Annotated in this window: 13 protein-coding genes; 5 read left to right on the top strand and 8 right to left on the bottom strand. The window is 61.5% G+C overall.

Translation table 11 applies throughout. The annotated features are described in order from the left end of the window. From CQ020_RS18290 to CQ020_RS18260, 7 genes are all read right to left on the bottom strand, one after another. The coding region (locus tag CQ020_RS18290) for an ATP-binding cassette domain-containing protein (protein WP_146116666.1) at positions 1–518 on the bottom strand (518 nt) is incomplete at its 3' end. Between the two features lie 134 nt (positions 519–652). Further along, the gene (locus CQ020_RS18285; protein ID WP_105693131.1) at positions 653–1,891 is read right to left on the bottom strand and encodes a BMP family protein; all 1,239 of its coding nucleotides are present in this window, start codon (positions 1,889–1,891) and stop codon (positions 653–655) included. Between the two features lie 113 nt (positions 1,892–2,004). Then, the gene (locus tag CQ020_RS18280) at positions 2,005–3,018 is read right to left on the bottom strand and encodes an NADP-dependent oxidoreductase (protein ID WP_105693130.1); all 1,014 of its coding nucleotides are present in this window, start codon (positions 3,016–3,018) and stop codon (positions 2,005–2,007) included. Continuing rightward, complete coding sequence (locus CQ020_RS18275) at positions 3,015–3,446, bottom strand: organic hydroperoxide resistance protein (protein WP_062066863.1); 432 nt, start codon at positions 3,444–3,446, stop codon at positions 3,015–3,017. Before CQ020_RS18275 ends, CQ020_RS18280 begins: the two co-directional genes overlap by 4 nt. Before the next feature lie 54 nt (positions 3,447–3,500). After that, the gene (locus CQ020_RS18270) at positions 3,501–3,935 is read right to left on the bottom strand and encodes a MarR family winged helix-turn-helix transcriptional regulator (RefSeq protein ID WP_105693129.1); all 435 of its coding nucleotides are present in this window, start codon (positions 3,933–3,935) and stop codon (positions 3,501–3,503) included. 123 nt (positions 3,936–4,058) lie between these two features. Beyond that, positions 4,059–5,264 (bottom strand): amidohydrolase, encoded by a 1,206-nt coding sequence (locus tag CQ020_RS18265; protein WP_024820064.1) that lies wholly within the window; start codon positions 5,262–5,264, stop codon positions 4,059–4,061. 111 nt (positions 5,265–5,375) lie between these two features. Beyond that, a complete protein-coding gene (locus tag CQ020_RS18260; protein ID WP_105693128.1) occupies positions 5,376–6,509 on the bottom strand; it encodes a mannose-1-phosphate guanylyltransferase in 1,134 nt (377 codons plus the stop codon). Positions 6,510–6,763: 254 nt separating this feature from the next. Between CQ020_RS18260 and sdhC the strand changes: the two genes are divergently transcribed. The 5 genes from sdhC to CQ020_RS18235 all read left to right on the top strand — a co-directional run bounded on the left by sdhC (position 6,764) and on the right by CQ020_RS18235 (position 11,219). After that, a complete protein-coding gene (gene sdhC / locus CQ020_RS18255) occupies positions 6,764–7,144 on the top strand; it encodes a succinate dehydrogenase, cytochrome b556 subunit (protein ID WP_011773978.1) in 381 nt (126 codons plus the stop codon). Positions 7,145–7,147: 3 nt separating this feature from the next. Next, entirely contained in the window at positions 7,148–7,609 is a 462-nt protein-coding gene (locus CQ020_RS18250; RefSeq protein ID WP_017197835.1) for a succinate dehydrogenase hydrophobic membrane anchor subunit, read from the top strand. A gap of 100 nt (positions 7,610–7,709) precedes the next feature. Further along, positions 7,710–9,509, top strand: coding sequence for a succinate dehydrogenase flavoprotein subunit (sdhA, locus tag CQ020_RS18245; protein ID WP_024820062.1), 1,800 nt, complete (start codon positions 7,710–7,712; stop codon positions 9,507–9,509). Beyond that, a complete protein-coding gene (locus CQ020_RS18240) occupies positions 9,509–10,291 on the top strand; it encodes a succinate dehydrogenase iron-sulfur subunit (protein ID WP_024820061.1) in 783 nt (260 codons plus the stop codon). The genes sdhA and CQ020_RS18240 overlap by 1 nt, the downstream gene beginning before the upstream one ends. 151 nt (positions 10,292–10,442) lie before the next feature. Further along, positions 10,443–11,219 (top strand): S9 family peptidase, encoded by a 777-nt coding sequence (locus tag CQ020_RS18235; RefSeq protein WP_105693127.1) that lies wholly within the window; start codon positions 10,443–10,445, stop codon positions 11,217–11,219. Positions 11,220–11,301: 82 nt separating this feature from the next. Here the strand turns inward: CQ020_RS18235 and CQ020_RS18230 are convergent, their stop codons facing one another. After that, positions 11,302–12,603, bottom strand: coding sequence for an ABC transporter substrate-binding protein (locus tag CQ020_RS18230; protein WP_105693126.1), 1,302 nt, complete (start codon positions 12,601–12,603; stop codon positions 11,302–11,304). Positions 12,604–12,657 lie beyond the last annotated feature (54 nt).

The raw sequence follows: 12,657 nt of genomic DNA, 5'->3' as shown, positions 1-12,657 counted from the left end.
TGCGGAGTCAGCACGGCTGTGGGCTCGTCCAGGATGAGGACTTTAGCTTCGCGCACCAACGCTTTGATGATCTCCACCCGCTGTTGGACGCCCACGGGCAGGTCTTCCACCAGGGCGTCGGGATCGACGTCGAAGCCGTACTTATCGGAAATCTCCCGGATCTTCTTCCGGGTTTCTTCAATGCTGAGGACACCGCCGAACGTGGTCGGCTCAGCACCGAGGGCCACGTTTTCTGCCACGGTGAAGACGGGGACCAGCATGAAGTGCTGGTGCACCATGCCGATGCCGGCCGCCATCGCGTCACCGGGTCCACGGAAATTGACCAGTTGGTCATCTACCAGGATCTGGCCTGCCGTGGGCTCATAAAGCCCGTACAGCACGTTCATGAGGGTTGATTTTCCGGCACCATTTTCGCCGAGGAGGCAATGGATCTGGCCGGATTCGACCACGAGGTCGATGTCTTGGTTGGCGTAGAAGGTCCCGAAGGCTTTCGAGATCCCCTTCAATTCGAGTTTCACAACTCCCACCGTTCTGTGAGTCCGAGGGACGGCTGTAGTGCTCCAAAGCCACTGGCTTTGAGGCCCAGCGTAGTCAGGGCAAAAACGCGCCGCCAGTACCGGGGCTCGGTACTGGCGGCGCGTCCAGGAATTGCTTACTTCTTGGGGCTCGATTCGGACTCGACAACCAGCTTGCCGGACACAATGTCCGCCTTCAGCGCGTCGAGCTCGGACTTGGTTTCGGCCGAGACTGCGGAGTCAAGGTCATGGAACGGGGCGATAGCAACGCCGTCGTTCTCCAACGTCCCAACGTAGGCTTCGTTGTTGAACTTGCCGTCCTTGTCATCCTTCACCACAGCTTCAACGGCCTCGCCCATCTGCTTCACCACGGAGGTCAGCATGAGGTCCTTGTACTCGGGAGCGGTGAGGTAGCCATCGGAGTCAACCCAGATGAGCTTGACGTCCTTGCCGGCTGCCTTCGCTTCCTTCAGCGCAGCGCCTGCACCCTTTCCAACCGGTCCGGCCACGGGCATGATGATGTCCGCACCCTGGTCCACCAGGTTGATGGTGACCTGCTTGCCGGTGTCCTGCTTCTCGAAGTCGCCCGTGAACGAGCCGTCCTTGGTGTTCTTGTCCCAACCAACAACCTGGACGGACTTGTTCTTGGCCTTGTTGTAGGCCTGGACGCCGTCGTAGAAGCCATCCATGAAGATGGTGACCGTGGGGATCTTGATACCACCGAAGGTACCCACCTTGCCGGTCTTGGTGGTGGCAGCAGCTGTGTAGCCTGCCAGGAAGGCGGCCTGTGCCGTGTCGTAGACAATCGGCTTCACGTTGGTGATGGGGGTTTCGTACGAGTAGTCGATAATCGCGAAGTGCTTGTCCGCGTTCGCCGCTGCAGCGGCCTTGGTGGCGTCGCCAAGGAGGAAGCCAACCGTAACGGTGAGGTTGCAGCCGGCAGAAACCATGCCATTAAGGTTCGTTTCGAAGTCGCTGTTGGCCTTTGATTCGGCCGACTTCACCGTGATGCCCAAATCATTCTCGGCCTTCTTGAGGCCTTCGAACGAGGACTGGTTGAAGGACTGGTCATCGAATCCGCCGGAGTCGGACACGATGCATCCAACAAAGTCGCTCTTGGTAGCGGTGCCGGATCCAGCGTCGGGAGCCTGGCCACAACTGGTCAGCAGGAGCGCTGCTGCACCGAGGGTGGCAACACCGGCCATTGAACCGCGTTTCAGGGTGGCACGCAGTGGTTTCTTCAATTTTCCTCCAGGAAGAAAGTGATTGGCGCTACGACGGATGGTCAATGAGTGTCCGTTTCCTATACCTGAGGCAGAAATTCTGTTTTCACTGATGCTCGCAGCTGCGCCGAAGCGCATTGATGAAACCCACACTAGTGGCCTGGAACACACCCAGCTACCACAAATGATCACTCCAAGTCAGATTGTTGACCTTTTGTTACCAAGCAGTAGCCAGGTGTGCAAGTCACACGCGATTCCCCTGTGGATTAGAGGCGAACCAGCATCTTTCCCGTGTTCGCGCCATCCAGGAGATCAATGAACGCTTGCGGCGCATTTTCCAGGCCATCGACGATTGTTTCGTCGTAGCTGACGGAGCCATCGGCCAGCCAGCCGGCCATCTTCTGCGCGAATTCAGCTGCGTGCTGCCGCTGCCCGCCCACCAGGAATCCGCGCAGGGTCAACTGCTTGCCGATCGCCACTGCCAGGTTCCGCGGCGCCACCGCGGGCTCCGTGGAGTTGTACTGCGCGATGGCACCGCACATGGCCACACGCCCGCCAACGGTGAGCGTGGCCAAGGCTGCTTCGAGGTGCTCGCCGCCGACGTTATCGAAGTACACGTCGATGCCGCGCTCCCCCGCTGCTCCCTGCAGCTGCTCCAGCACCGGGGCGTCGTTGTAGTTGAAGGCGGCGTCAAAGCCAAGCTCCAGCAGCCGGGCAACTTTCTCCGGCGATCCTGCGCTGCCGATGACTTTGGATGCGCCCATGGCCTTGGCGATCTGGCCAACCATCGAGCCCACCGCACCTGCGGCACCGGAGACGAACACCACGTCGCCTTCCTTGAATTCGGCAACCTTCAGCAAACCGGCATAGGCGGTAAGGCCGGTCATGCCCAGCGCTCCCAGGAACGCGGAGGTCGGGGCCAGTCCCGACGGCACCGGTGTAGTTGCCGCGGCGTCCACCACCGCGTGCTCACGCCAGCCGAGTTGATGCACGACGACGTCACCCACCTTGTGCGCGTCCGAACGGGACGCGATCACCTCACCTACCGCACCGCCGTCGAGCGCTGCATCCAGGCGGAACGGCGCCGAGTAGGACTTGACGTCATTCATGCGGCCGCGCATGTAGGGGTCAACGGACATGAACTGGTTCTTGACCAGAAGCTGTCCATCAGCGAGCTCCGGGAGCTGCGCTGCTGCCAGCCGGAAGTTCTCCGGAGCCGGACGGCCCACCGGGCGGGAGGCAAGCTGGATTTCGCGGGTTTCGGTGGCGACGGCGCTCATGCTGCGAACTCCACGAGCTTGAGGTCTACGGCCATGTTGCCGCGGGTTGCGTTGGAGTAAGGGCACACCTGGTGTGCTTTGTGCATGAGCTGCTCTGCCGTTTCACGGTCCAGGGCGGGCAGTGCGATTTCGAGTTCGGCAGCCAGGCCGAAGCCTTCGCTGTCGGTCAGCGCGCCAATGTGGATCCTGGCTGCGACGGCCGAGTCGGTCAGGTCCACGCGTTCCTTACGGCCCACAAGGCGGAGAGCGGAGTGGAAGCAGGCAGCGTAACCGGCAGCGAAGAGCTGCTCAGGGTTGGTGCCTTCGCCGTTGCCGCCAAGCTCCTTGGGGCTGGCAAGTGCGACATCCAGTTTGCCGTCGTTGGTGCGGGCGTTGCCATCACGGCCTTCGCCGGATGCCAATGCCTCGGCGGTGTAAAGAGTCTTCATGGTGTTTCCGTTCTCTTTGGGAAGGGATATCCCGGGATTTTCCGGGAAGTTTTTTCAGAGCGAGCTGTTCAGCGCTGCCGTGAGCTTGCCGAGCGTGGCGTGCAGCTGCCCGATTTCTTCGGGCGAGAGCCCTGCGGCGTCGGCGAGGCGTTGGGGTACGGCCTGGGCGCGGTCACTCAAGGCGGTGCCGGCGTCGGTCAGGACAACATCCACGCGACGCTCATCCTCGGCCGAGCGGCGGCGTTCCACCAATCCCATGGCCTCCAGGCGCTTGAGCAGTGGCGACAACGTTCCGGAGTCCAAGCCCAGTTCGGCACCGAGATCGCGGACACTGCGCGGTTCCTGCTCCCAGAGCACCAACATCACCAGGTATTGGGGGTACGTCAGGCCGAGGTCCTCCAAAACGGGGCGGTAGACCGCCGTCGCCGCTTTGGACGCCGAGTACAGCGCAAAGCAGACCTGGTGGCGGAGGCGGGGTGCATCACTCATGGATAAAACGATAGCGCACAATTCAATTGTGCACAACCTACTTGGGCCCTCTTCACCCAACTGAGTCGCAGTTCAGGTCGTTATGAGAGCTCAGAACGACCTGACCTGCTACTCAGTTGGGTACTACTGCTCGAGGTCGCGGATAGTGCGGAGGGCAGCTGCGGTCAGGACGCGGATAGCGTAACCGAGGGCGCGCTCATCGACGATGAAGTCGCCACGGTGGAGGTCATACTCTTCGCCGCCAGGGGTGTGCGTGCCCAAGCGCATCATGGCTCCCGGAAGGTCGGCCAGGAACCAGGCGAAGTCCTCGCCACCCATGGACTGCGGAGTCAGGACCACTGCATTCTCACCCAGCTCAGCACGGGCAGAAGCTTCGATGAGGGCGGTCTCGTGCTCGGAGTTCACCACGGGAGGCACGCCGCGGGTATGTTCCAGGTGCACGTCCACGCCGTAAGGCGCGGCAACCTGCCGTACGACGTCGTCCAGCAACTCCCCCGCGCTATGCCAGGCATCGCGATCGAGGCAACGCATGGTGCCCGCCATGTAGCCGGAGCCGGGGATGGCGTTGGGTGCGGAGCCGGCGGAAATCTGGCCCCACACCACCGATACGCCGCTGCGGACGTCCACCCGCCGGGAAAGGACGGCCGGAACGTTGACCGCTATTTGCGCCAGTGCGAACACGAGATCCTCGGTCAGATGCGGCCGTGAGGTGTGGCCGCCGCGGCCTGAAAGCTCAATTTTGATGGTGTCCGAGGCAGAAGTGATGGCACCGATCCGGGTGCCGATCTGGCCCACGTTAATCCGGGGGTCACAGTGCAGCGCCAGGATGCGCGGCACTCCTTCAAGCACTCCCTGCTCGATGCAGGACAACGCGCCGCCGGGCATGGTTTCCTCGGCAGGCTGGAAAATAATCCGGACCGTTCCACCCAGTGGATTGTTTTTGTGCATCCGCTGCAGCGTCAAGGCAATGCCGAGCATGGCAGTGGTGTGGACATCGTGACCGCAAGCGTGGGTGACGCCGTGATTCTTCGACGCGAACGGCAAGCCGGTTTCCTCAATGATCGGCAGCGCGTCAATGTCCCCGCGGAGAGCCGTGGCAATGGGACCCTCGCCCACATCAACCGTCAGCCCGGTCTCCTCCAACCGCCTCGGCTTCAACCCGGCTGCTTCAAGGCGCTCAACGAGTTTGTCCGTGGTGCGGAACTCCTTGAAGGACAACTCCGGGTGCGCATGGAGGTCACGCCGGAATTCAATGAGTCCGGGAAGGAGTTCATCAACCCAAGGACTCACAACGGGAGCGGGCTCGGTTTCAGTGGTGTAATTGCGCACGTCACAACTCTAGCCATGCGCGGCTCCCGAAGAACGAAAGCCACCTCTTGGTTACGCCGCGTTCAGACGCAGGACAACCAAAGAGGTGGCTCACGGTATAAGGCAGATGTACTACAGAACGTCCGTATCGCCACTGGCTTTCAGGGCGTCAACAGTGCCCTTGACCAGTTGCGCATGTTCCTTGGTGGTGACCAAAAGGGCATCCGGAGTGTCCACAATGACCACGTCTTTGATGCCGATCAAGGCAATGACTCGCTTGGTATCGGAGACCACAACGCCGCTGGCATTCTCGGCGAAAACACGGGCGCCTTCACCAAGCACCGTGACTTCATCAACGTCACCTGCGTTGTTCAGGCGGCCGATTGCGGCGAAGTCGCCAACGTCGTCCCAACGGAACGTGCCAGGCACGACGGCGACATCCCCGGCTTCCGCTGCGGGCTCCGCAACGGCGTAGTCAATGGCGATCTTCGGCAGCGTTGGCCACACGCGCGACGTCACTTCCGAGCGCTGCGGGGTGTCCCAGGCCTCGGCGATTTCCTGGAGTCCCTTGAACAATTCCGGCTGGTTGGCTTCAAGGTGCTTAAGCATGAGCGCCACGGGAGCAACGAACATGCCGGCGTTCCAGACGTAGTCCCCTGCCTCGACGTACTTGTTGGCGACTTCCTGGCTGGGCTTCTCAACAAACTCAGCCACGGCAAGCGCGTTCGGGGCACCTTCGACGTTCAGGGCAGCGCCCGAACGGATGTAACCGAAGCCGGTGGAGGGGTGGGTGGGCTTGATGCCGATGGTGACGATCTTGCCCGTGGCCGCAGTAAAGATAGCCTCCCGCACGGTCTCCAGGAAGAGATCGTCCGGGCTGATGACCTGGTCCGCAGCGAAGGAACCCATGATGGTTTCCGGATCGCGGCGGTAAAGGATGGCGGCGGCAAGGCCGATGGCGGCACCGGAGTCCTTGGGCTCGCTTTCCAGCACCAATTCGTCGTCCCCTATTTCGGGGAGTTGGCGGCACACGGCGGCGCGGTGCGCCTCGCCGGTAACAACCAGGACCCGTTCACCGGCCAGTGGTTCCAGGCGGTCATAGGTAGCCCTCAACAACGTGCTGCCGGAACCGGTCAGGTCGTGGAGGAACTTGGGCGCAGCGGCACGCGAGAGTGGCCATAGCCGGGTCCCCACACCGCCCGCCGGAATAACCGCATGGAAGCGGTTCAATGGCGATTCCGGGTATTTCGCGTCTTCTGTACTCACCGCAACACTTTATCCTGTGCTGGCGGGAAGCCCCGCAGCAGGACACACGTGTGGCGTTCGTCTCAGGCCCTGCCCATAAAACGCCTGAATATCGGCAGGAAACATGGAATTAACAAGGAAAGAAGCCCGTCCTAAATTGAATATGCTGTTAGCGAAGCCTAGATTTAGGCGTGAGCTACGAGTGCTCTCGCAGCAGGCGTTCCCCCCGCGTGGATCCCATGCCAGCGCCGCTGTGTTGCAGGAAGGTTTAATCAGTGCCGACAAAACCAGCTGGCACCTTGTACCGCGGCCGTGAAGGCATGTGGTCCTGGGTTGGACACCGCATTACAGGTGTAGTGATCTTTTTCTTCTTGTTGGTCCATGTGCTGGACACCTCATTGGTGCGCGTGTCCCCTGAGGCCTACACGGCCGTCATTGGTGCCTACAAGAACCCCCTCATGGCCCTGGGTGAAACGGGCCTGGTCGCCGCGATCATCTTCCACGCCTTCAACGGCCTGCGTGTGATCGCCATTGACTTCTGGAAGAAGGGCGCCAAGTACCAGCGCCAGTTGCTGTGGGTCGTGCTTGCGCTGTGGCTTGTCACGTTCGCAGGCTTCGCTATCCGCCACCTTTCCCTCGCGCTGGGAGGCCACTAAGCCATGACAACCATCGAATCCCCACGCAGCGGAAAAATCGCTCCGAAGTACAACCGCACCGGCTCCAGCCGTGGCAACTTCGAAATGATCGCCTGGCTCTTCATGCGCCTCTCCGGCATCGTCCTGGTGGTGCTGATCTTCGGCCACCTGTTCGTGAACCTGCTGGTAGGCGAGGGTATCCACGCAATCGACTTCGGCTTTGTTGCCGGCAAGTGGGCCGATCCGTTCTGGCAGTTCTGGGACCTCGCCATGCTGTGGCTTGCCATGCTGCACGGCACCAACGGCGTCCGCACCATCATCAACGACTACGCCGAGAAGGACTCCACGCGCTTCTGGCTCAAGATGGTCCTCTACGCGGCCACCCTGGTCATCATCATCCTTGGCACGCTGGTGATCTTCACCTTCAACCCGTGCCCCGTCGTCGACGGCGTTCAGTTGCCTGGCGGTTTCTGCCCGGCCCCGTAGCGGCGCTTTCCGGTGGCTCCCAGTGAGTGAACCGGTTCGCCTGACGTAGCGGAGCAGCCTCCGCCGACCATCTGAATTTTTGAAAGAGAGAGCATCTGGTATGCAGGTCCATAAGTACGACGTCGTCATTGTCGGTGCAGGTGGCGCCGGCATGCGCGCCGCGATCGAATCCGGTCAGCGAGCACGCACCGCGGTACTGACCAAGCTCTACCCCACCCGCTCGCACACAGGTGCAGCCCAGGGTGGAATGTGCGCAGCACTGGCCAACGTCGAAGAAGACAACTGGGAATGGCACACCTTTGACACCATCAAGGGTGGCGACTACCTGGTTGATCAGGATGCCGCCGAGGTCATGGCGAAGGAAGCCATTGACGCTGTGCTGGACCTGGAAAAGATGGGTCTGCCGTTCAACCGCACACCCGAGGGCCGGATTGACCAGCGCCGCTTCGGCGGCCACACCCGCGACCACGGCAAGGCGCCCGTCCGCCGCGCGTGCTACGCAGCTGACCGTACCGGTCACATGATCCTGCAGACGCTGTACCAAAACTGCGTCAAGCACAACGTTGAGTTCTACAACGAGTACTACGTCCTTGACCTGCTGATCGTCGAAGAAGACGCAGTACGCGAAGACGGTACCCCGTACAAGCAGAAGCGTGTTGCCGGTGTGGTCTCCTATGACCTCGCTTCCGGCGAACTTCACGTCTTCCAGGCCAAGTCCGTAGTGTTCGCCTCCGGCGGCGCCGGCAAGGTCTTCAAGACCACGTCCAACGCGCACACCCTCACGGGCGACGGCATGGGCATTGCGTTCCGCCGTGGCATCCCCCTGGAAGACATGGAGTTCTTCCAGTTCCACCCGACCGGCCTGGCCGGCCTGGGCATCCTCCTTACCGAGGGTGCACGTGGTGAAGGGGCCATCCTGCGTAACTCCGAAGGTGAGCGCTTCATGGAGCGCTACGCCCCCACCATCAAGGACCTTGCACCCCGTGACATCGTGGCCCGCGCCATGGCCAACGAAGTGCGTGAAGGCCGCGGTTGTGGTCCGAACAAGGACTACGTCCTCCTGGACCTGACCCACCTTGAGCCCGCACACATTGAGGCCAAGCTTCCGGACATCACGGAGTTCGCCCGCACCTACCTCGGTGTGGAACCGTTCACCGATCCTGTTCCCGTGTTCCCCACGGCGCACTACGCCATGGGTGGCATCCCCACCAACATCACCACTGAAGTGCTCCAGGACAACGACACGATCGTCCCTGGTCTGTACGCAGCCGGTGAAGTTGCTTGTGTTTCCGTGCACGGCTCCAACCGCTTGGGCACCAACTCGCTCCTGGACATCAACGTCTTCGGTAAGCGCGCCGGCATCGCCGCTGCGGAGTACTCGAAAACGGCTGACTACGTTGAGCTCCCCGAGGACCCCGAGGCAATGACCCGCGGCATCCTTGACGGCCTGCTCACCGGCAACGGCACTGAGCGTGTTGCGCAGATCCGCAAGGAGCTGCAGGACACCATGGACGCCAACATGCAGGTGTTCCGCACCAAGGAATCCCTGGAGCAGGTCCTCCGCGACATCGACTCCTTCGAAGAGCGGTACAAGCACGTCACCGTTCAGGACAAGGGCAAGCGCTTCAACCTGGATCTTCTGGAAGCAGTGGAACTGGGCTTCCTGCTGGACATGGCCAAGGTCATGACCGTAGGTGCGCTGCACCGTGAAGAGTCCCGTGGTGGCCACTACCGCGAAGACTTCCCGGACCGCAATGACGAAAAGTTCATGAAGCACTCCATGGCTTACCTGGACAATTCCGTCACCGTCGACTCCTCGGCGGAATCCGTCGCGGGCATCCGTCTTGAGACGAAGCCCGTCATCTTCACCCGTTACGAGCCGATGGAGCGTAAGTACTAATGACGACCGAAATGGCAGAGCCCGCTTCCAAGATCGAGCTCCCGGCAAGCGTTGCCGGCGACGGTGAAATTCCCACGTTCCACATCACGCTGCGCGTGCGCCGCTACGATCCGGAGATTTCGGATGAGGCACGCTGGGATGACTACAAGCTGACCATGTACGGCACGGACCGCGTGTTGGATGCCCTCCACAAGGTCAAGTGGGAGATTGACGGCACCGTTTCCTTCCGTCGCTCCTGCGCCCACGGCGTGTGTGGCTCCGATGCCATGCGCATCAACGGCCGCAACCGCCTCGCCTGCAAGACGCTGCTGAAGGACCTGGACACCACCAAGCCCATCACCGTCGAGCCGATCAAGGGCCTCCCTGTGGAGAAGGACCTGATTGTGGACATGGAACCCTTCTTCCAGTCCTTCCGCGAAGTCATGCCGTTCCTGATCAACAAGGGCCACGAGCCCACCAAGGAACGCCTGCAGTCCGTTGAAGACCGTGAGCGCTTTGATGACACCACCAAGTGCATCCTCTGCGCTGCCTGCACCTCGTCCTGCCCGGTCTTCTGGACCGACGGCCAGTACTTCGGTCCGGCTGCGATCGTCAACGCCCACCGCTTCATCTTCGATTCCCGCGATGACGCCGGCGACATGCGCTTGGAGATCCTCAACGACAAAGAAGGCGTGTGGCGTTGCCGCACCACCTTCAACTGCTCGGAAGCATGCCCCCGTGGCATCCAGGTGACCCAGGCAATCGCCGAGGTCAAGCAGGCCATTCTGGCCCGCAAGATCTAGTTCAGCGTTCACCAAAGAACAAGCAGGACCTGGAACAAGCACGACGACGGCGCCGCTCACCGCTGATGGTGAGTGGCGCCGTCGTCGTTATTCAACAGCGGAACCAGCCGCCGCCGGAACCGTCACCGCACCCCAACGCAAGGAGATCAGCGTGTCACGCTCTGAGAAGATCAGCTTCACGGGAAGCACCGGCGACACCTTGGCCGGCATCGTGGACGTGCCCGAGGGGCCGGTCCGCGGCTGGGGCCTGTACTCGCACGGCCTCACTCTGGGCAAGGACAGCCCGGCCGCGTCGCGCATCTGCAAGGGGCTCGCGGATCAGGGCGTTGGCATGCTGCGTTTTGACAACCTGGGCCTGGGCGGCTCCGCCGGTGAATGGTCGGCCGGCTCCTTCAGCGTGAAGGTATCCGACACCATCCTGGCCGCGGAGTTCATGCGTGCGCAGGGCCGTGGAATTTCTTTGCTGGTTGGCCATTCTTTCGGCGGTGCAGCCGTGCTGGCCGCAGCGCGCGATGTCCCTGGCCTGAACGCCGTGGTGACCGTTGCCGCACCGTACGAGCCCAAGCATGTTGAGCACATGTTCGACACCGAGATCGACTCCATACTGCGCGATGGCAGCGCTGTGGTGGACCTTGGCGGACGGCCCATGGAGGTTCGGCGCCACTTTGTGGAGGACGTGGAACGCGCTGATCTGCGCGATTGCATCCGTACTCTTCACAAGCCGCTGATGGTGATGCACTCCCCCACTGACAACACCGTGGGGATAGACAACGCCAGTGAAATCTTCCGTACTGCACGGCATCCCCGGAGTTTTATCTCGTTGGAGGGCAGCGAGCATCTCCTCACCGGGAAGGGCCAGGCAGCACGGGTTGCCCGGATCATCGGAGCGTGGGCAGACCCGTACCTTGAGGTCCGGGACGCCAGCTAAGTGCCCCGCCCAGCCCAACTGGGTAGCAGCAGAGCGCGTTTTGAACGTTCATAACGCGCTCTGCTGCGACTTAGTTGGGTACCTACTTGCCGATGGCCGCCTTACTTTCACTCAGCCACTGCTCGGCCGCCTTCTCCGGGCTCAGCCTCTTGAACAGGACCTCGGTGTTGATGCGGGCCGTGATCTCGGAGACTGCCGTTGACCCTGTGGGACCGATGAATGTTGGCGCGAAGTCCATCTTGCCGATCTGATCTATGTAGGCTGCTTCCACTTTGCCCTGAGGTGTCAGAAGGTCCTGGATGGCCGTGCGCATACCGGAGTTGCTGGGCACGCCGCGGTCGCTCTGGATGATCTTGGCCGCTGCCTCATTGTTGACCAGGAAGCTGACCAGCTTTGCTGCAGCGTCCGTGTGCTTGCTGCGGGCGGAGATGGTGTAGAACTGCGATGACTGAAGCCAGATGCCGGGCGTGGGGGTCTCGCCGGGCAGTTTCAGCAGCTTGAGTTCAGCGCCAGAGGCTTTGCTGAGGGCGGTCAGGGAGTTGGTCCAGGTGAGCATCATTCCGGCCTGCCCCATCCCCATGAGTGTCTGCTCCGTGCTGACGTTAAGCTTCTCCACAGTTTCGGACGCGCTGGGGGCTGCCCCGGATTCGCTGAGTTTAACGGAGAAATCGAAGTAGTCCTGAACGGTTTCCTTGCTCAGTCCCAGCTGGCCATCCTGTGTGTAAAGGGACTCGCCGCGTTGGCGGGCGAAGGCATCCAGTGAGTCATGGGTGAGGACGGTAGCCGTGCCGTAAGTTCCTTTGGGACTCTTGGCAGTGATGTCCCCGGCTGTTTTTGCGAAGTCGTCCCAGGTCCACTTGCTGTCATCCGGAAGGGCAACTCCTGCAGCTTGGAAGACGGCGGGGTTGACCACGATGGCCAGGGCGTTGGCGCCCGTGGAGACACCGTACTGCTTGCCTTGGACCTGGCCGTTCTCCAAGGCCCCCTGATCCATCTTGGAGAGGTCCAGCGGCCCTTCAACCTTGGACAGATCCAGGAGCGCGCCCCGGTTGGCGTACTCCGCCGGATAGGCTCCACCCATGGTGATGACATCAGGGGCGTCGTTCGCAGCAACCTGGGTGGCGAGTTTGTCGAAGTAGCCGCCGATGTCGCCATACTCCGGCTTGACCTTGATGTTGGGGTTGGCTGCCTCGAACTCCTTGATGGCTTTGTTGGTCAATTCGGCCCGGGTGGCGTTGCCCCACCACGAGAACCGGATTTCCACGGGGCCATCTTCAGGCTGGTTGGAGGAGGGACTTGAACACGCTGCCGTGAGGCCCAGCAGTCCAACAGCGGTGACGAATGCGATGGATTTTCGGATACTACGGAGAGATTTACGCGTCATTGGGTAAGCTTCTTTCAGACTCAAGAAAACGGTTCCTGAAACGTATCAAGGCAG

It is taken from the genome of Arthrobacter sp. MYb23 (genome assembly GCF_002979775.1).
Taxonomy (GTDB): Bacteria; Actinomycetota; Actinomycetes; order Actinomycetales; family Micrococcaceae; genus Arthrobacter.
The sequence above is the reverse complement of the archived record's forward strand: the minus strand, read 5'-3'. Positions and strand labels throughout refer to the sequence as shown.